We start from the raw sequence: 18,657 nt of genomic DNA on the forward strand, positions 1-18,657 counted from the left end.
CGCATGTTAAGCATCCATAATTTTTATTTGAAGCATTTAAATTATATCATGTATTTTAATACGTTCATGGTATTAAATCATAGTATAAACACGATGTCCATACATATGAGCACCACGTCCATAAATAAAACGTCAAAAAAAACAGCCCCCCAAACAAGGGGACTATTTATTCATAATTAGGATTTAAACTTCGCTTAAAACGAATCAATCCCCATCACATGATCTTGCGGAACGGGACCGATGACCCTACTGTCTTTACTGTGATTCCGATTATCTCCCATCACGAAGATGGATCCTTCAGGAAGTGTCCAAACTTGATCCAGACCTATGTCCATTTGTTCCTTAATATAAGGTTCAATTAATTCTTCACCATTACGATACAAATGACCATTATTTACTTCAATCGTATCACCAGGCAAACCAATGACTCGTTTGACATAAAAAATTTCCTTATCAGATTCTCCGGACATGAGCCGGAAAATTGGATGTTCTTTGATGTCATCCATTAAAGTACGTTTTCGGTCAACCCTACTGTCAATAATAACGACATCCCCATAGTCAGGAAGCTTATTAAGCGTATGGGGGAGTTTCCAAGCAAAAATTCGCTGATTGTCATTTAGCGTTGGTTCCATAGAATGGCCATCTACCTTATACGGTTGAATAATGAAGATACCAATAATCATACTAAGCACAAAACCGAGTATGATGGAGAAACTCCAGCCCTTTATCTCATTCCATACTTTCATCTCTAGGCAACCTCCTGAAACTACTTTTCCTGTATTATACATAAATATTTAGATTAAATAAAATATCGCTCCTACAGCTGAATTATAATATACTCACTTATAGGAAATACTTATAGGTCATTCTCAATGAACCTGATTACGAAAGGTGATTATATGGAATTAAGACAACTCCAATATACGCTACAAATTGCTGAAGAGAAGAACTTCTCTAGGGCAGCTGAGAAGCTGCATATTGCACAGCCCTCACTAAGTCAACAATTATCCAAACTGGAACAGGAACTCGGCGTCAAATTATTCCATCGGAATACAAGTTCCGTTGAATTAACACATGCAGGCGCAAGCTTTATCTCGCATGCCAGAAAAATAATGGACGCGGTCGAACAGTTGCATCAAGAGATGGATGATATCTCTCAGCTACGTGCAGGTCGTGTCATTATTGGAAGTATGCCGATCACTGGATCCCACCTACTACCCTATGTTCTGCCAGCCTTCAAAGAAGCTTATCCGGAGATTCGTGTCACTTTATTGGAAGATACCTCGCTCAATTTGGAGAAGCTAACGGCAGGCGGTGGTACGGATCTCAGCTTGCTCTCCCTACCTTTGCAAGAACCAACCTTAACTTACGAAACCATCTGTGAAGAAAAAATAGATCTGGCTGTTCCACCTAATCATCCTTTAGCCAAACTAAAAGCACAGCCAGGTGGCATTAAGCTAGAGCAACTTCGAGATGAGTCATTTATCGTACTCAAGAAAGGCCAAGGTTTCCGTAAAATAGCGTTAGATTTATGCCGTGACGCGGGGTTCGAACCCCAGATTGTCTTCGAAAGTAATAACATTGAAACCGTGCAATCCCTAGTTGCGGCAGGTATGGGCATCACGCTTGTTCCTAGATTTATCGCCCGCGCCGAGCGAAGCGAACTGATTCCAGTCTATTTGCCACTCGCAAGTCCGGTCCCAAGCCGTACGCTAGTTATTGCATATCGTAAGGGACGTTATTTATCTAAAGCCGCAGAGGCTTTTATAGAAACATTTAAATTGACGATGAAAGAACACTTACGAGATGAAGATGAGAATGGCAATGGAACTCAAGGATAAACCTTAGCTACTCTCCCAAAACCAACTCCATAAAGCTCTGGACGTCGGTCTTCAAAAACCTGAATCTTATTTCTAACATGATCTACTAGGGTGAGGTCAATGCGAGCTGTGACGATCTCTTCTCGTTCACTACCTTCCGCAATAATCTCACCCCACGGATCGATGATCATAGAATGACCGAAAAATGAATCGCTAACGGTATTGCCAACTCGGTTGCAGGCTACAACATACATCTGATTCTCTATCGCTCTTGCCATAAGCAACGTCCGCCAGTGGTGCAACCTAGGATGCGGCCACTCGGCAGCGACAAATAATATTTTTGCGCCCAATAATGATAATGTACGAGCCTGTTCAGGAAAACGAATATCATAACAAATAGAGGCTCCTGCCTTCATCTCATCCAACTCAAAGGATAGAAAAGCCTCACCAGGAGTCAAATATTTCTCCTCCTCCATTAGCCTAAACAAATGGATCTTGGAATAAGCCCCAACCTCTTCTCCGCTTCTATTGAAGATAATCATCGTATTGAATACTTTACCTGCTCGATTCTCGGCTATTGATCCAGCTACGATATGAATATCGTGCTGTTTTGCAAACGCAGAAATCCATTCTCGAGTCTGACTTCCATCTATATCTGCCAGCTGATCAATTTGCGATAGTGCATAACCGGTATTCCACATCTCCGGTAGTACAATAACATCTGGTTTCACGGAAGCCGCCACTGCTTCTTCCATCCAACGCACCATTATTTCCCAATTACGCTGCGGCTCCCCGGTCATGATATCGGTCTGAAGCAATGCAATATTCCATGAAGTTCCCGCCACTTGAGACATATATACCATCCTTCCATTTCCCGTGCTTTTTCTTTTGTCTCATCATAATGTCCGTCTCATTCCATCGTCAATCCCATCTATACAGCTCGGATAGATCAGTGGAATGGAATACACTACTGTATTAAAGTATTTTGTTTTGCATTGCCTCTTATCGCATGGTATTCTAACAGTAATTAATTATCGTTCACGAGACATCAACAAACGTGTAGACGGGACCAGTACGAGAGATCAGCGGATCCTCAGAGAGTAAATTCCTTAGGCTGTGAGAATTTACAGTTCGCACCCTCCGAAACCTATCCCCGAGCGGCCGGTATATGATTACCGGACAGCGCCCCTGTTACCGGGCTTAAGTTGGATGAGATTACTCATCAATAAAGGTGGTACCGCGGAAGTCAAACTTTCGTCCTTTGCGCTGCAAAGGCGGAAGTTTTTTTTATTTTCAATTATTCTAAGGAGTGAAATCCATGTTACGTCGTATCGTCGTCAAAATCGGGAGCAGTTCACTGACCTCTCCAGAGGGAGGATTGAATCGGGAAGCGATAGCTTACTTTGCAGCTGAATTAGCTGCTCTCTATACTGCAGGCTACCAGCCCTTACTAGTTACCTCGGGTGCTGTCGCTGCAGGGTTCCGTGAGATCGGATACGCGGAACGTCCCAAACTATTACATGAGAAACAGGCAGCTGCGGCCGTTGGCCAGGCACTGTTGATGCAGAGCTACCGCGAAGCACTCGCCGTTCACGGGATCCTTTCGGCACAAGTACTGCTAACTCGTTCTGATTTTCAAAATGTGAAGCGAACGGGCAACGCCAGCATGGCCATAGAAGAACTACTTAAGCATAATGTGTTACCTATTATCAATGAGAACGATACGGTATCCATCGATGAATTGAAGTTTGGAGATAATGATACATTATCTGCACTAGTAGCCAATTTGCTTAAAGCGAATCAACTCATCATTCTGACTGATATGGACGGACTTTATACCGAAGATCCACGAATTAATCCTGCTGCCGTGCGTATCAATAGAGTTACTGAGATTACAGATGAGATATATAGTATTGCTGGCGGCGCTGGTTCTTCTGTAGGAACGGGTGGTATGCGTTCGAAATTGGATGCAGCCAAAATTGGAGCCTTTGGGGGCGTGCCCGTATTCATCGGAAAAGTGAACCAACCAGGTGAACTACTTGCTATCTTAGAGGGTAAAGGTCAGGGAACCTATTTTGAAACCCACTCAGGTTCACTGCCAAGGAAAAAACAATGGCTTGGTTTTTTATCCACACCGATTGGCTCACTTGAGGTGGATGCCGGAGCTGAAGAAGCCCTTATACACGGTGGACGAAGCCTTCTTCCTGTAGGTGTACGCAAGGCATTAGGCCATTTTCATGCTGGTGATGTAGTTGAAGTTCATAATACCGAAGGCGAAATATTAGGCCGTGGTGTTGTGAATTATGATGTAGAGCAAATGCAGGAAATTTTAGGTCTGCTCAGTGCCGATGTGGTTAAAAAGATAAATAGCGTCCATCGTTTAGAAGTGATTCATCGGGATGAATGGATTTCATTAAAAGCATAAATTTATAATATTGGAGGTAATAAACATGAGTGAAGTAATACAAAAGACTAAGCTTGCCAAGCAAGCGGCTTCGACCTTGAACAGCTTAACGACAGCTCAGAAAGATGAGGCCCTATTAATTACTGCCGAAGCACTAATTGCTAATAGTGATGTTATCATCGCTGCAAATGAAGAAGACTTGGTGCGTGGACGGGAGAACGGAACTTCATCCTCGCTATTAGATCGACTAGCCCTCAATCATGATCGAATCAGAAGCATTGCCGAGGGACTACAGCAAATCGTAGAGCTTCCTGATCCTGTCGGTGACATTCTTGAACAGATGGATCGTCCTAATGGGCTCCATATTGTGAAACGTCGGGTTCCACTAGGTGTGATTGGTATCATTTACGAGGCCCGCCCAAATGTGACCGTCGATGCGGTAGGCTTGTGTTTGAAAACAGGAAATTCCGTTGTGCTTCGCGGAGGTTCATCCGCACTCTCATCTAATCGTAAAATCGTAGAGATCATTCACGATGCACTAGCTACTACCTCCATCCCTAGCCATGCAGTTCAATTAATTGAAGATCCGAATCGCTCTTCGGTGGATGAAATGCTTAAACTTAACGGTCTACTTGATGTTGTCATTCCACGCGGGGGTAGCTCCTTAATTCAAAATGTCGTTCAGAACGCAACGGTTCCGGTTATTGAGACAGGTGCAGGGATTTGTCACACTTTCATAGATGAATCTGCTGATTTAGAAATGAGTACAGCTATCGCAATTAACGCCAAAGTGCAACGACCATCGGTGTGTAATTCAATGGAAACACTGCTCGTTCATGAAACATTCGCTGCGTCACATCTTAATGAAATCGCACAAAGCTTTCGCGAAGCCGGAGTAGAGCTAAGAGGTTGCGCAAAAACAAAGGAAATTGTCGAGTGGGCGCTACTTGCTTCAGATGAAGATTACGCTACCGAGTATAACGATTATATTCTCAATATAAAAGTAGTTCATGATATGGATGAAGCCATGGCCCACATCGCGCGTTTCGGTACGAAACATTCCGAATGTATTGTAACGGAGAATCGTAGCCATGCCGAGCGATTCCAACAAGAAGTTGATGCCGCTGCCGTATACCATAATGCTTCCACTCGTTTCACGGACGGATTTGAATTTGGATTTGGTGCAGAAATCGGCATCAGTACACAGAAACTGCATGCAAGAGGACCGATGGGCCTACCAGCTTTGACATCCAGCAAATATATTATCGATGGCCATGGTCAAATTCGCCAATAAGCTTAACAAACCTTATTTATTGACAGGAGGTCAATCATATCATGACAACTTCATCCACAACTCATTCGCCACTTTCTATCTGTTTTAATGGTGCTGGTTCTATGGCGGAAGCCATTGTAAAAGGACTCATCGCACGTGAAGTCGCGAGACCTGAACAGATCTCTATGCTTAATCGTAGCAATCAAGAACGCCTGAATGAGCTAACGGAGAAATACGGAGTTATAACTGCTAACCTGGAAGATGTAAAGCGTGAATTACTAACTTCTGCCTCCATCATTGTTCTGGCGATGAAGCCGAAAGACGCTGGAGCAGCTCTTAAAGAACTAGGGCCGCTCCTTCAAGAGAAACAACTAATTGTTTCAGTAATTGCTGGACTATCCATCGATACTATACAGGCTCTACTTGGGTTTAAAGCTCCAGTTGCTCGGACGATGCCTAATACCTCCAGTTCAATTGGACTTGGAGCTACGGGGATCGCATTCTCAAAGGAAACAACTGCGGAACAAACCAATCAGGTGTTATCCATGTTTGAAGCCGTTGGAACAGTCAGTGTCATTCCTGAAGCGCGAATGGAAATTTTGACGGGTGTGTCCGGAAGCGGTCCCGCATATATTTACTACATGATGGAAGCTATGATGGCTGCAGGTATCGAAGGTGGACTGACACCGGAGCAAGCACGTGAGTTGACGGTACAGACTGTACGAGGCGCGGCCTCCATGATGATTGAAACGGGAGAAGATCCAGCTAAGCTTAGAGCTGACATTACTTCGCCAAACGGATCAACACAAGCGGCCCTTGAAGTGTTGGCAGCGGGCAACTTCACTGCCACAGTGAAGGCTGCCGTACACCGATGTGCCGAGCGTTCACAGGAAATGGGCGAAGCAGTAAAAAAGGCTTTATTATGAGTGATTCTGCACTGCCACATAATAAAATGAAACACCCTGTCATTTTTTGTGACTTCGACGGAACGATCACGAACAGTGACAATATCGTTGCCATCATGAAGTATTTCAAACCCGAAGGCGTCGAAATGATCATACAACAATTAATATCGCAAGAGATTTCTATTCGTCAGGGTGTTAGCGCCATGTTCGGCCTAATACCCTCCTCTGAAAGAGATGAATTAATCCAGTGTGTGCTTGGACAAGCAGGAATTCGAGAAGGATTCGCGGAATTCCTGGACTTTCTACGAGAATGTAACATCCCGTTCTATGTTACAAGTGGAGGCATAGATTTCTTTATGAAGCCACTCTTAGCCGCTTTCAATATTCCTTCAGAGCACATCTATTGTAACGAGGCAGATTTCACTGAAGACCACATTACGATTAACTGGCCACATCCATGTGACGATCAATGTAGCAGCGACTGCGGCATGTGTAAAACAACGGTCATACGCCGTTTTTCCGAAGATCATTATGAACGTATTCTAATTGGTGACAGTATCTCTGATTTTGAAGGAGCTAAGCTTGCTGACCGGGTCTACTCACGTGCCTCTTTGACTAAGAAATGTCAAGAGCTTGGCGTAACACATACACCATTTGAGACTTTTTTCGATATCAAGGAGGATTTATTGAGTCGGGAAGGAGCTTGATGAGCCGTGGATTATGCAGATATAACGCTAGAGGAGAAGCAGACCGTACTCGAGGAACTGAGAACAATCAAAGAGCAGTTTGCAGCTAGAGATTGGTTCCCGGGTTCAAGCGGTAATCTCTCCGTTCGTGTCGGGGATTTTTCACCTGACTCCTTCCATTTTGCAGTAACTGCAAGTGGTAAGAACGAATCTGTACATACACCTGATAACTTTCTATTTGTTGACTCTTCCTGTGAACCGTGTGAGACGACCAAGCTCAAGCCAAGTATAGAAGCGCTCATACACGCGAAAATTTACCGTATGACCGGCTGTAGCGCTATTTTCCATGTGCATACCGTATTTAATAATCTATTAAGTGAGCGATTTGGCGAAAGTGGATTTCTTCAAGTTCAAGGTATTGAGCTCATTAAAGAGCTTGGTATCTGGGAAGAAAATACTTCGATTCGGATTCCCATCCTTCCCAACCACGCAGATATTCTTTCGATTGCTAAATTAATTCCGTCCGCTCTCAACCCAGACATTCCTGGCATCCTGCTACGTAATCATGGAATATTCGCTTGGGGTAAGAATGCATTGGAAGCTAAGCATCACTTGGAGGTATTCGAGTTTATCTTTGAGTTAGAATATCGACGGTTAACTTTGGGCTAATTATAAAGGGTTCCTTTTTTTAGAGGTAGTTAGCCTCCAAAAGGAACCCTTTTATGAATCATTACAAACAGAAGAAGACTTATCTCAATTTGTCGTCCTTTTTATCGTCCCAAAATGCTTCATGTCTCTTCGGTTTCGCCAGTAGCTTCAATCCACCGCCAATTAGGATCACAGAAATAATGAATGGACGAAGATAGGTATCGATTCGATAGTAAATCCGCAGCTCTGGAAAGTGGTTATTAAGCACCGGAACCACTAAATTCATCCCAACATAGTAGATACCGAGCATTAATAGTACAATACCAATCCAATGCTGATGATTACCCTTGCTATGGATCAGTGGAACATCCTCTAACAGCTCTCTATCATAACGGCTTGATAACTGAAGACCATCAAAGAAACTATAGAACCAAATGACCGGGATGATAAATAGAAACAGTGATAAACGCAATACATCGATGATATAGAAGCTTCCAAGAAAAAGTGTCATGAGTTGCAGTCCGCGTTTCTGCATACCGAGATACATTTGTCCGGCACCAGGAAAAGCGGACAGGAGCGTCGCAAGAACTTTACTGCGTCTACCATCAATTTTCCCCGATTCCCATTCATCAAATATCGTCCGATCTACGAGTAGCTCCCCTGCTTGCTTACGATGAATTAGCTGAACTGCATCGAACATACAATAGAGCCAGATGATTGGCAGAAGCCCTAGAAACAATAGAAATACAGATTGGCTCGTTACACTAGTAATGAAGAACATGATCGTGATCAGTCCAAAGAACGAGATGAGAAACGATAAACCTCTTTGCATCAATCCCAACTGAAAATGACCAAGTCCAGGGACAAAAGATAGCAGAATTGTAAAAAAACGTTCTTGAGGCTCATCTCTTCGCAGCATTGGATCTTCAGGATAATGGTGTGCAGACTCCCTTGGTGTAGGTTCTCTTAACAACATTACGAGCAGATCAATCATTGATATAACCCATAGAATTAACGCGCAAATTGCAGTTGCAAGGAAGAACTCTCCTTCGTTAGATACTGCAGCCAAGAAAGCACCACCAAGAAGTCCTCCAAAGAAAAAGATCGGGTAAATCAAGCCCCTTCCTCTTCTCCCCCAGTACAAGTGACCCAGACCTGGGATGAAGTTCAGAATAAAGGCTAACAATCGATTACGATAATATGGCAAAACTCATCCATCCTTTCTCAGTAAGATTACGGTTTTATTTTATCAATCCAGCTTGATGTTTTATCTAACAGTTGTTGACTAAGCGACTGGCCCTCAGTCTGATGAATGACTTTCTCAGTTCCTAGCGTTATATAGTCAAACAATCCACAAGACATTAGGAAAAGCGTTATGGATGCGGCAATTACATAATGAAACAACGGATGACGACTCCAATTACGTGACCAAGTGGATTTAGTATGGTACTTCTGCTCAGCAATAGGGATTGACCTCATAACCTTTTCTGTGAATCGATCCTGATCTGCAAGTTTCGGAAGCTCCTGCTCGAGGGAAGTCAACGCCTCAATGTACGCTGCTAAAGATTCATCATCTTGTAAAAGATCATTTTCGAGTTCCTCATCATTCACTTGAATATCATCTCTACGAATATAATCCTTCCACACGTTCTCATCGTTTGCTCTCAGCTTATTCAATTCCACTCCTCCTTCTTCCAATGTTCGCGAATCCACGACCTTGCACGATATAATCTAGATTCTACCGTCTTAATGGCGATTTGTTGTTCTTCGGCGATTTCTTCATACCCTTTTTCCTCCAAATAGAACGCTGTTACTATATCTCGATGTCCTGCTGGAAGCTGTGAAATTTTATCGTGAAGTTGTTGTCTACCTTCTTTATCTATCAATCCTTTCAGGATATCATCATCATGTGAATGGAATGTAGTTACAACATCGATTGGATCCCATTGTTCTTCTCTCCGGCGGTCCCGCCTTCGCTTCATATCAATGGCTTTGTTTACAGTAATCCTAGTAAGCCAGGATTTAAACCCTTGGGAACGGTAACCAGAGAGAGACTTATAGACTTGTAGAAAGGTTTCCTGGGCAGCATCTTCCGCTTCCTTCGCATCATGCAGAACCGAATACGTTACGCGGTACACATAGTTCCCATATTCTTGCACTAACTTGCGAAAAGCTTGAACATCTCCCTGCTGAGATTTAAGTATTAGAGACTCTTCGTCAATAGCTCTCTCCTCCTTCCCCACTTTAATAAACGATACAAAATTGACTTAACCCTGCATGAATTCAAAAAATTAATTTTTCTACTACTCTACAGTAGATTCAGCAGAAAAGTATTCACCCAAAAATTGCTTACACCTGTCCACAATGGAAGAACGTTCTTGTAATTTGTCTTTTAAAAGGTGGACATCTGCAGTATAGATCATACACTAACATAAAAACGGTAATCTACTACATATGGATGAGAATTTCAATACTTGATCTATATATGATCTTGCTGATAGGGGAACAATATGTTCCTCGTGTCCACCTTTTAAAAGACAATATTCTCATTTGTATTCATCCAAGAGACATATCTATTTTTAAGAACTTTCACATAGAAAAATAAAACTGCACCTTCAATTGTTGGGGAGTGAATCTAACAATTGGGGTACAGTTCAAATTGAAAATAGGTTACTTTGCAATAAATTTAATTAGAACCGATTAAGACGAACTCTCAGAAAGTTATAGATTTCCTCTGAAATATTTACGTTACAGCATGATTCAAGTCCTTCAAATCCTGGAGATGAATTTGCTTCGCAAATCTTGTAGTGATCCCCATCAAAAAGCAGATCTATTCCAGCAATATCCAAATTAAGCAATCGCGAGGTTTCCAAGGCTAGCCATTCAATTTCGGCATTGATCTCATAGGGTTCAACCTTACCACCACGGGAGTAGTTCGCTTTGAAGCTATCATTCCCAGAGATACGTTTCATCGCAGCCACAGCTCTACCACCGATGGTAATAACACGAAGATCAATTCCACGGCTCGACTCTACGAACTCTTGTAAAATCATAGTTGCATTTTCTTTGTAGGCACTAATCATCTCAAGTAAATCTATAAACTTAGATTTGGTCTCTGCCAAGAATACTCCGCTTCCTTGAGAACCAGAAATCGTCTTTACTACGACAGGAAAACCAAGGTGTTTCTCAACTAGATCAACGTCAACTTTGGACCGGATTAGCATGGTTTTGGGTACAGGAAGATTGTGTTCTGCCAAAATTTGTTGCGTAAAAAGCTTGTCTTTCACAGTATCAATACTCTGTGACGAATTAAATGTCCGAACACCCAATCTTTCCAGATGACGAATCAACGCAAGTCCAAAATAATTCGTCCCCGCTCCCATCCGTGGCAATACAAAGTCTGGTAATTGCTGCACTTCACCGTCTACCATTACACTTTTTCGGTCATCTCGTGTCACAATTAACTCAAACTGCTCTGGGGATAATACACGAATATCAATCTCTTGCTTCTCTGCTTCGCGAACTAGACGATTGAGCTCAAACGTTTCTGGCTTCACTTCATTTGTTGCACTCTTGTAAATGATCCAGCCTCTCAAGTTACATAGCCTCCCGCCACTCGGGCCCCAAATTCTTACTAGTCCAGAATAGCACAAATAGGTTTATTCACGCTATTTAAAAAAAGACAAGAACAAAAATCCAGAGGTTTGATCCAAATAAAATTTGATCCAAATAAAAAAAGAGGCGTCCCTCAGTCATCCAATGATGACTTTGGAACAACCCCTTATTATTGTTGTTATGATCGACCACGAAATTTCTGCGCGTATGCTTTAGCATCCTCAGCAGTTTGTACTCGGTTACGGCTCCATTCCAAAAGAATGCGATCAATATACCGAAAATGTACCTTTCCAGCAAAGACGGCTTCCTTCAGCGATAGTAGAATCAACTCTTCCGGGTAGCCATCTTGATCCAGCCAACCGGAGATCGTTTCACACTCCATCGGCGATAACGGACGAGCAAACTCTTTTTCGAAAATGACGAATAGGTTTCGCTCTTGCTCTTCCTGCTGTTGTACTGAAACTACTCGGTCTTTTGCATGTTGCCTTGCAGCAGCCCGTTCTTCAGCAATACATTGGCCGAGCCGATCATACATCCCTGACAAGTTATATCGCTCAGAATGAATACCCGTTGTCTCATCGTTATCCTCGTCAATGGTAATCCATCCATCTTTCATCAGACGCCTGATAATCGAAGATACCGTTCCAGTGGATGTCCCCATCCGCTGTTCTAGCTCATCTATAGATGGAAAATCATTATGCTCTACTTGCTGGTAAGCCAGCAGTTGTATGAGGAGCATTGCTTCTGTATCACTCAGTCGAAGCTTACGATAATGGGAAAGAAGAGCGTATGGAAGATTCACCATACCAACTTCCATCCCAAATGAGATTCCTTTAGCCCAAACTTTCCAGCCTTCTGTCATAGCCATACTTGATCACCTTTCTCCATTTCACTAAAAGTCAGGTGAATAAACGTCCATAACTTATTTATGGATAAAGACGATACAACGTACGAGGGAACGGAATGGTCTCCCGAACGTGATCCAATCCACAAATCCAAGCCACAGTACGTTCAAGCCCTAGACCAAAGCCAGAGTGCGGTACCGAACCGTATTTACGTAGATCCATGTACCATTGATATGCCTCTGGAGAAAGATCATGCTCCTTGAACCGTGACTCCATCAGTTCAAGATCATCGATCCGCTGAGATCCTCCGATGATTTCTCCATAACCTTCAGGAGCAATCATATCCGCACAAAGAACGACTTCCGGACGATTTGGATCAGGCTTCATGTAGAAAGCCTTAAATCCGGCAGGATAATGTGTAATAAATACGGGCTTATCATAGCTTTCGGCAATCGCTGTTTCGTGAGGTGCACCAAAATCTTCACCCCAGGCAATTTCGAAATCTTTACTGTTCAGAAACTCAATAGCTTCATCGTAGGTGATCCGAGGGAAAGGAGCCTTGATGTTCTCCAGCTTGGAGATATCCCGTCCAACAGCTTCCAGCTCAGCACGGCAATTGGTTACTACCGATTGCACAACGAACTCGATAAACTGCTCCTGAACCTTCAAACTTTCTTCATGATCAACAAAAGCCATCTCCGGTTCGATCATCCAGAATTCGATAAGGTGACGACGTGTCTTCGATTTCTCCGCACGGAACGTCGGGCCAAAGGAGTACACCTTACCAAGTGCCATTGCTGCAGCTTCCATATAGAGCTGACCACTTTGGGTTAGATAAGCATCCTCTTCGAAATATTTCGTGTGGAACAGATTCGTAGTTCCTTCTGCTGATGTAGGTGTCAAGATCGGCGGATCCACCAATGTAAATCCATTTTGATCGAAGAACTTCTGCACAGCGCGGATGATTTCCGCACGAATAACTAGAACAGCCCGTTGCTTCGCTGAACGAAGCCACAAATGACGGTGATCCATCAAGAAATCTACGCCGTGTTCCTTCGGGGTAATCGGATAGTTCTCAGTCAAATGAATAATTTCCAAATCGGTTACCGTCATCTCGAAGCCAGAAGCACTTCGCGGTTCTTCACGAATAATACCGGTAACATACATTGAAGATTCCTGTGTCAAACTCTTAGCGCGTTCCCAAGTCTCTTCCGACACTTCGCTCTTCACTACGACGGCTTGAATATACCCAGTTCCATCCCGAAGTTGTAGGAACTGAATCTTTCCACTGGAACGTTTATTATTCAACCAACTTCCGATAACGACAGTCTCCCCGACATGCTCGTTAACCTGACGGATCACAGTTTTGATCGCCATGAACTAATCTCTCCTCTTACGTGACAATATTTAATTTATTTGTTTTCGAGTACGATGCGATGTGTATCGCGAGCGATAACCAATTCTTCGTTCGTAGGAATAACAAGCACTTCTACCTTGGAATTCGGTGTTGAAATTCGGCGAGGATCCCCGGAACGAACTTTATTAAGTTCTTTGTCGATCTCTACACCAAGATATGTCAAGTTCTGACATACTTTTTCACGAACGATTGCTGAGTTTTCACCGATACCTGCTGTAAAGACAATGACATCTACACCGTCCATTGCCGCAGCATAAGAACCGATGTATTTACGCAGACGATATTCGTACATTTCAAAAGCAAGCGTCTCATTAGGTTCGCCAGCTTCCATTCCGTCCGTAATATCACGCATATCACTACTTGAGCCTGAAATAGCTAGCAATCCACTATGTTTGTTCAACATCGAATTAACTTCGCTAATGGAAAGCTCCTCTTTGTTCATGACAAAGGTAACAACAGCTGGATCTAAGTCACCACTACGCGTTCCCATCATAAGTCCTTCAAGTGGAGTTAGTCCCATGGATGTATCATAAGATTTACCGCCTTTGACAGCCGTCAAACTACCACCATTACCAATATGACATGTAATGATCTTCAAGTCCTCGATTGGACGATCTAGATATTCTGCAGCCGTCTTACTTACATACTCATGGGATGTACCATGTGCACCGTAGCGACGAACATGATGTTTCTTATACAATACCTTCGGAATTGGATACAAATATACTTTTTCCTCCATCGTTTGATGGAACGCCGTATCAAATGCAACCACTTGAGGTACGCCTGGCATATTCTTCTCTGCAGCGGTAATCCCCATTACTGCTGGTGGATTGTGCAAAGGTGCCAAGTCGAAGAGACGACGAATTTCGGATTTCACATCACCAGTTACAAGCACGGAGCCATTAAATGCTTCACCGCCATGTACTACACGGTGGCCTACAGCTTGAATTTCCCCTATAGACTCAATGACGCCGTGTTCTGGATCTGTAAGCATATCAAGCACCTTACGTATCGCTGTGTTATGCTCCAAAATTTCACTAACTTCTGTTACTTCTTCTTTGCCTGTAGGCTTATGATTCAGAATGGAGGAGTCCATTCCGATACGTTCTACAAGTCCTTTAGCCAAAACGGATTCGTCCGTCATGTCATACAGTTGATATTTAAGGGATGAGCTCCCTGAGTTGATTACTAATACTTTCATATCCGGTCACCATCCTTGTCGTATTTGAAAAATCCTTCGCCAGTTTTAACACCTAGATGACCAGCGCGAACCATTTTCTTCAACACAAAAGAAGGACGGTATTTCAATTCACCGAACTCACGGAACATACGCTCAAGAGCAGCGAGTACAGAGTCCAGACCAAAACGGTCAGCCATCTCTAACGGTCCATATTGGAACTGATACCCAATGCGCATAGCATCATCGATATCTTGCGCCGTCGCAACACCTTCACCAAGCACATGAAGCGCTTCGTTGATCATTGTACAAATGATCCGCGAAGTAACAAAACCAGGGGATTCATATACCATGATTCCGCGTTTATCGACAACTTCTTCTACGAAATGTTTAGTTTCTTCGAATGTAGCTTCAGATGTCTTCAATCCACGAATAATTTCTACAAGGTTGATGCGAGATACTGGATAAATAAAATGCATACCAATAACACGTTCTGGGTACATGGTGGATCCGGCAATTTCTGTCAAGCTAAGTGTTGATGTATTGCTGGCAAGCAGAATGTTGCTTGGGCATACTTGATCAAGCTGCTTGAATACCTCTTTTTTTGCATCCAAATCTTCCGAAATGGTCTCGATGACCATATCGCAGGTACCAAGTTCGGCAAAATGAGTAACTTTATGGATTTTGGATAATATAAGTTTCTTCTCCGCCTTAGTAATTGCCCATTTCTCGAGTTGCTTATCTAAACTCATTTCGATCATGCTGTAAGCATAGTTTAACTTTTCAGGAGTTTCTTCTACAAGTAGAACATCCAGGCCTTTTGCCGCCAACATTTCGCTGATGCCTTGGCCCATCGTTCCGCCACCAATGACACCTATTCTTTTGAAGTTCATAATTCAGTCGATCCTTCCTTTCGTCTTCTCTACATATATTGTACCCTTCATGTCGAATAATACAATGTTTTATACCCAACATATAATAATATCTTAGCACGAAGAAAAAGTAAAAAAAAATAACCGGCATAATGTTTTATGCCGGTAAAGTTGTACTGTCACGAAATTGACATCGAAATTGTTCCCCAGAGAGTCGTTCTTCTCGAAGAAGGATGTCAAGTGATTTATCAAAGGCCGCAGAATGATCTAATAAGAGTTGTTTCGTTCTGGCAGACAAGTCGTCTAAGATCTTCGCATTCTCATTCATTAATACTTCCGTAGTAACCATGTCCATGTTGACGATGCCTAGAGAGGTCAATCCTGAAGTCATCATCGTGCGAACCATGTTCAACGCCTGCTCGAAATCATTACTCGAGCCCGTACTGCGGCCTCCATAATAAATTTCTTCAGCTGCTGCACCTGCCAATGCAATCATGATTTGCCCTTCCAAATAAGCTTTCGTATAAAGGTACTTCTCTTCCTGGGGATTATGCCGTACATATCCTAGCGCTCTTCCGCGTGGACTCAGGACAACTTGATTCACACTGCCCGGCGCTACAACCTCAGCAGCAACAGCATGTCCCAATTCATGAATCGCCACACGTTTTTTCTCTTCAATCGTCGATTCACGATCTGTCTTCTCACCCAGCATAACTTTGTCGATTGCCATCGACATATGGCGCTGTGCAATCTTATTCTGCTCATCACGCATGGCATAGATGGCTGCTTCATTCATTACGCTCTCCAGCTGAGCACCTGAGAAGCCGTAGGATTCCTCAGCAACCTTATCTAGATTAATATTGTCTTCCAGCGGTTTATTCTTCGCATGAAGCTCCAGAATGTGACGCCGTCCTTTTTTATCAGGAAGATCAACTTGAATATGTCGATCAAATCGTCCCGGACGTAATAGAGCACTATCCAGCATTTCTTTACGGTTCGTTGCAGCAATAAGCAAAATTCGAGGTGCTTCCGATGAATACATACCATCCATCTCGGTCAACAATTGGTTGAGCGTTTGATCATACTCCCGCTGCTGGCCACCTTCTCTTTTCCCACCGATCACATCGATTTCATCAATAAATATAACTGCGCTTTCCTTATTCTCTTTGGTAGCACGCGTCCTAGCATCCTTAAATAGGTCACGAATGCGACCCGCACCGACGCCGACGTACATTTCAACAAATTCACTACCAGAAGCCGCAACAAACACTGAATTCGTATATTGCGCAGCGGCTTTTGCTAATAACGTTTTCCCTGTCCCTGGAGGACCGGTCAGTAGAATGCCTTTTAAAGGTCGGATGCCAAAATTCTTGATCTCGTCATGACGTACTAAGAAATCAAGTGCTTCCTTAAGCTCTTGCTTGGCGCTCTCCTGTCCACCGATTTCTTCGAATGTTAGCTTGTCAATCACCTTTTTCTTGCGATTACGGCCTTGTAAAGCCCCAACCGCAATCCCGCCACGGAGCTTAGTCAATACAAATAATGCTGCAAGCAAAGCAAGAACAAAAACAATCGGTAGAATGTTTACTCCAATATAAGCCATAAAAATCAGTAGCACGGGCACAAATCCAATAGCAACTTCAAGCATCCATTTACGCATTGGGCCATACCCCCAATTTCTGCGGAACCCGTGGCAAGATAATGAACTTACTATTAGTTCCATCTGTCATCGTAATATACACATTGTTCTCATCAATCTCTGCATTAGCTGTTACCGAGCTATCTTGTTGCTCTAGCTCTTCCAAAGCAGCTGTAATCTCGGTATATTGTTTATTCTCCATTGCCTGTGCCACCGGAAACAGTACTTGTTCCCACAACTTGTCCAAAGCAGGTGATGAGTCATCTACAACATCTAATTTTATCGTTCGATTGCCGATAAGTTTTTTTCCATCTCGCTCTATATATTTGACCAAACCACTAATGTCGGTTCCTGGTTTCAATCCCAGTTTCAAATCAACCTCATTACGGGTAATATCGAATTGAACAGTATTAACGCCCTCATACCCCGTCACCAGTTTCTTTAGGGGATCTTCAACCGCCCACTGGCGATAAGCAAACCATCCACCAAACAATAGCAGCGCTGATGCAGCAACTGTTAGAACGATCGGCCATGTACGAAGTTTCACTATATTGTCCCCCTTATATAATATTGAATCTATAATAATGAATATTTACAATTGATATATCACACCGTCATTACTATTTATACTAATTTGTATATCTATTTAACAAGTAAAAGTATATCACAAAGTATATACCACTTCGATTGAAATTGTGGCTATAATTTAAATTTTAATTGAAAAAGTTTTAACTAGTTGTGAAATCTATGTCATTACACGCAAAATAAGCCACGCGTTATCGATGTTCTCTAAGAGATTCGAACGCGTGGCTTGTTGATTAATTAAGTTAACCGCATAATTTATCGATTCGGCAGTGTAAACACTTCCGATAGCGGTTCTCCGCTATTAAAATCGTAGAAACGATAATAGTGATGCGCCTTCTCTTTATAGAAAAGTTGCCACACTAATTTAGTGTCGTAAATACCCGGAACTAATCTAACAATATCGATGGTAGGGAAGCGTTCATGAATTATCTTAGTGATCTGAGCCTCTGTAGTTCCCTCAGAGACTGGTGACACGCGTGCTTCTTTCCCTTCTTGCAGCCAGACCATTACATCCTGTCCAGATTCGTCTTTACCCTTGACGACCCAGCACACTTCATCCCAAACCGATTTCCATATTTTATCTACATCTTTTATACCGGTTTCCTGCTCTGCTCGCACAACTGCAGCCTTCTCACCATTCCATAAATCCTGCTGGATAAAAATGTAGAAGCGATGAAGCCCAAAGAGCACGAGCAGCAGGGTCAGGACAGAGAGCAGTATCCATTTGGTTCTCTTCTTCACCCTTCTCTTCCTCTCCCCGTTTCAGACTTA

General features: G+C 42.9%; 19 protein-coding genes. 6 read left to right on the plus strand and 13 right to left on the minus strand.

Going from position 1 to position 18,657, the window contains the following annotated elements; genetic code table 11:
* Positions 1-194: 194 nt before the first annotated feature.
* Entirely contained in the window at positions 195-746 is a 552-nt protein-coding gene (gene lepB, locus IEW05_RS11725) for a signal peptidase I (protein WP_188538888.1), read from the minus strand.
* A gap of 153 nt (positions 747-899) precedes the next feature.
* On the opposite strand from lepB, the gene IEW05_RS11730 reads away from it, so the two are divergent.
* A complete protein-coding gene (locus tag IEW05_RS11730) occupies positions 900-1,841 on the plus strand; it encodes a LysR family transcriptional regulator (protein ID WP_188538890.1) in 942 nt (313 codons plus the stop codon).
* On the opposite strand, the gene IEW05_RS11735 is transcribed toward IEW05_RS11730, so the two are convergent.
* On the minus strand, positions 1,832-2,674 hold the full coding sequence (locus IEW05_RS11735; protein ID WP_188538892.1) for a carbon-nitrogen family hydrolase: 843 nt from the start codon (positions 2,672-2,674) through the stop codon (positions 1,832-1,834). The genes IEW05_RS11730 and IEW05_RS11735 overlap by 10 nt on opposite strands.
* A 464-nt stretch (positions 2,675-3,138) precedes the next feature.
* Here IEW05_RS11735 and proB point away from each other — a divergent pair, with 464 nt between their 5' ends.
* From proB to mtnB, 5 genes are read left to right on the plus strand one after another with little or no spacing between them, the layout of a single operon-like run.
* Positions 3,139-4,245, plus strand: a complete 1,107-nt coding sequence (gene proB, locus IEW05_RS11740; RefSeq protein ID WP_188538894.1) for a glutamate 5-kinase — start codon at positions 3,139-3,141, stop codon at positions 4,243-4,245.
* Between the two features lie 25 nt (positions 4,246-4,270).
* On the plus strand, positions 4,271-5,518 hold the full coding sequence (locus IEW05_RS11745) for a glutamate-5-semialdehyde dehydrogenase (protein ID WP_188538896.1): 1,248 nt from the start codon (positions 4,271-4,273) through the stop codon (positions 5,516-5,518).
* 41 nt (positions 5,519-5,559) lie between these two features.
* A complete protein-coding gene (gene proC / locus IEW05_RS11750; protein WP_188538898.1) occupies positions 5,560-6,423 on the plus strand; it encodes a pyrroline-5-carboxylate reductase in 864 nt (287 codons plus the stop codon).
* On the plus strand, positions 6,420-7,109 hold the full coding sequence (locus IEW05_RS11755) for a 2-hydroxy-3-keto-5-methylthiopentenyl-1-phosphate phosphatase (RefSeq protein ID WP_229753351.1): 690 nt from the start codon (positions 6,420-6,422) through the stop codon (positions 7,107-7,109). Before proC ends, IEW05_RS11755 begins: the two co-directional genes overlap by 4 nt.
* A gap of 6 nt (positions 7,110-7,115) precedes the next feature.
* Positions 7,116-7,757, plus strand: a complete 642-nt coding sequence (gene mtnB / locus IEW05_RS11760) for a methylthioribulose 1-phosphate dehydratase (RefSeq protein ID WP_188538900.1) — start codon at positions 7,116-7,118, stop codon at positions 7,755-7,757.
* Between the two features lie 79 nt (positions 7,758-7,836).
* Here mtnB and IEW05_RS11765 read toward each other — a convergent pair whose 3' ends face one another.
* From IEW05_RS11765 to IEW05_RS11815, 11 genes are all read right to left on the minus strand, one after another.
* Positions 7,837-8,943: a hypothetical protein gene (locus IEW05_RS11765; protein ID WP_188538902.1), complete on the minus strand. Its 1,107-nt coding sequence runs from the start codon at positions 8,941-8,943 to the stop codon at positions 7,837-7,839.
* 26 nt (positions 8,944-8,969) lie between these two features.
* Positions 8,970-9,413 carry a hypothetical protein gene (locus tag IEW05_RS11770; RefSeq protein ID WP_188538904.1) on the minus strand — a complete coding sequence of 148 codons (444 nt, stop codon included), beginning with the start codon at positions 9,411-9,413 and terminating at the stop codon, positions 8,970-8,972.
* Complete coding sequence (locus tag IEW05_RS11775) at positions 9,410-9,979, minus strand: RNA polymerase sigma factor (protein ID WP_188538906.1); 570 nt, start codon at positions 9,977-9,979, stop codon at positions 9,410-9,412. The genes IEW05_RS11770 and IEW05_RS11775 overlap by 4 nt, the downstream gene beginning before the upstream one ends.
* A gap of 447 nt (positions 9,980-10,426) precedes the next feature.
* Complete coding sequence (locus IEW05_RS11780) at positions 10,427-11,332, minus strand: ATP-grasp domain-containing protein (RefSeq protein WP_188538908.1); 906 nt, start codon at positions 11,330-11,332, stop codon at positions 10,427-10,429.
* 197 nt (positions 11,333-11,529) lie between these two features.
* A complete protein-coding gene (locus IEW05_RS11785; protein ID WP_188538910.1) occupies positions 11,530-12,219 on the minus strand; it encodes a DnaD domain-containing protein in 690 nt (229 codons plus the stop codon).
* Between the two features lie 58 nt (positions 12,220-12,277).
* Positions 12,278-13,573, minus strand: a complete 1,296-nt coding sequence (gene asnS, locus IEW05_RS11790; RefSeq protein WP_188538912.1) for an asparagine--tRNA ligase — start codon at positions 13,571-13,573, stop codon at positions 12,278-12,280.
* A 35-nt stretch (positions 13,574-13,608) separates the two neighbouring features.
* Positions 13,609-14,814 (minus strand): acetate/propionate family kinase, encoded by a 1,206-nt coding sequence (locus IEW05_RS11795; protein ID WP_188538914.1) that lies wholly within the window; start codon positions 14,812-14,814, stop codon positions 13,609-13,611.
* The gene (locus tag IEW05_RS11800; protein ID WP_188538916.1) at positions 14,811-15,683 is read right to left on the minus strand and encodes a 3-hydroxyacyl-CoA dehydrogenase family protein; all 873 of its coding nucleotides are present in this window, start codon (positions 15,681-15,683) and stop codon (positions 14,811-14,813) included. The genes IEW05_RS11795 and IEW05_RS11800 overlap by 4 nt, the downstream gene beginning before the upstream one ends.
* 136 nt (positions 15,684-15,819) lie before the next feature.
* On the minus strand, positions 15,820-17,322 hold the full coding sequence (locus tag IEW05_RS11805; protein WP_188538918.1) for an AAA family ATPase: 1,503 nt from the start codon (positions 17,320-17,322) through the stop codon (positions 15,820-15,822).
* The gene (locus tag IEW05_RS11810; RefSeq protein ID WP_188538920.1) at positions 17,315-17,848 is read right to left on the minus strand and encodes a hypothetical protein; all 534 of its coding nucleotides are present in this window, start codon (positions 17,846-17,848) and stop codon (positions 17,315-17,317) included. The genes IEW05_RS11805 and IEW05_RS11810 overlap by 8 nt, the downstream gene beginning before the upstream one ends.
* Positions 17,849-18,141: 293 nt before the next feature.
* On the minus strand, positions 18,142-18,627 hold the full coding sequence (locus tag IEW05_RS11815; RefSeq protein WP_188538922.1) for a cell wall elongation regulator TseB-like domain-containing protein: 486 nt from the start codon (positions 18,625-18,627) through the stop codon (positions 18,142-18,144).
* Between the last annotated feature and the right edge of the window lie 30 nt (positions 18,628-18,657).

Origin of the sequence: Paenibacillus segetis (genome assembly GCF_014639155.1) — a bacterium.
In the GTDB taxonomy this organism is placed as follows: Bacteria; Bacillota; Bacilli; order Paenibacillales; family Paenibacillaceae; genus Fontibacillus; species Fontibacillus segetis.

Excerpts from the sequence above, each read along its gene's own strand:
- IEW05_RS11755 (WP_229753351.1), top strand. The coding sequence starts at position 6,420 with ATGAGTGATTCTGCACTGCCACATAATAAAATGAAACACCCTGTCATT.
- proC (WP_188538898.1), top strand. The coding sequence starts at position 5,560 with ATGACAACTTCATCCACAACTCATTCGCCACTTTCTATCTGTTTTAAT.
- IEW05_RS11735 (WP_188538892.1), bottom strand. The coding sequence starts at position 2,674 with ATGTCTCAAGTGGCGGGAACTTCATGGAATATTGCATTGCTTCAGACC.
- proB (WP_188538894.1), top strand. The coding sequence starts at position 3,139 with ATGTTACGTCGTATCGTCGTCAAAATCGGGAGCAGTTCACTGACCTCT.
- asnS (WP_188538912.1), bottom strand. The coding sequence starts at position 13,573 with ATGGCGATCAAAACTGTGATCCGTCAGGTTAACGAGCATGTCGGGGAG.
- IEW05_RS11730 (WP_188538890.1), top strand. The coding sequence starts at position 900 with ATGGAATTAAGACAACTCCAATATACGCTACAAATTGCTGAAGAGAAG.
- IEW05_RS11805 (WP_188538918.1), bottom strand. The coding sequence starts at position 17,322 with ATGCGTAAATGGATGCTTGAAGTTGCTATTGGATTTGTGCCCGTGCTA.
- IEW05_RS11800 (WP_188538916.1), bottom strand. The coding sequence starts at position 15,683 with ATGAACTTCAAAAGAATAGGTGTCATTGGTGGCGGAACGATGGGCCAA.
- IEW05_RS11795 (WP_188538914.1), bottom strand. The coding sequence starts at position 14,814 with ATGAAAGTATTAGTAATCAACTCAGGGAGCTCATCCCTTAAATATCAA.
- lepB (WP_188538888.1), bottom strand. The coding sequence starts at position 746 with ATGAAAGTATGGAATGAGATAAAGGGCTGGAGTTTCTCCATCATACTC.
- IEW05_RS11745 (WP_188538896.1), top strand. The coding sequence starts at position 4,271 with ATGAGTGAAGTAATACAAAAGACTAAGCTTGCCAAGCAAGCGGCTTCG.
- IEW05_RS11785 (WP_188538910.1), bottom strand. The coding sequence starts at position 12,219 with ATGGCTATGACAGAAGGCTGGAAAGTTTGGGCTAAAGGAATCTCATTT.